This is a genomic window from Deinococcus alpinitundrae (assembly GCF_009982895.1).
Lineage (GTDB): Bacteria > Deinococcota > Deinococci > Deinococcales > Deinococcaceae > Deinococcus > Deinococcus alpinitundrae.
In genome coordinates this window covers 1-268 of record NZ_WXZL01000281.1, presented here as the reverse complement: position 1 = coordinate 268, position 268 = coordinate 1, and the positions used below count along the sequence as shown (strand labels likewise).

At 47.0% G+C, this 268-nt stretch carries 1 protein-coding gene; it reads right to left on the bottom strand.

Annotated elements, in window-relative coordinates:
* Nucleotides 1-85: 85 nt before the first annotated feature.
* On the bottom strand, nucleotides 86-268 hold a 183-nt coding region (locus tag GUI70_RS24870), incomplete at its 5' end, for a hypothetical protein (protein ID WP_237725153.1).

The following is a 268-nucleotide window of genomic DNA, read 5'->3' as shown; positions in this document are numbered from 1 at the left end:
AAGAAGAAGCAGCGGTTGCGAGTAGAAGAACGAAGAGGGCAAGGAAGGCGAATATTTTTTGTTTCAAATCAAATACTCCTGGAATCTAAAGAGATCCGTTGAATGCTACGATCTCATCTGACAGTTCGTTGATGCGGGCCTCATCGAACGGGAGTGGTTCAGCAAGATCAGCTTTTACCCCGGCAATTCGAGAAAGCGACATATTAAGCCGCATAGTCGAAATCTCGCCGGAAGCGATCGCATTTTCGATGGCCTCATATCCCTTTCG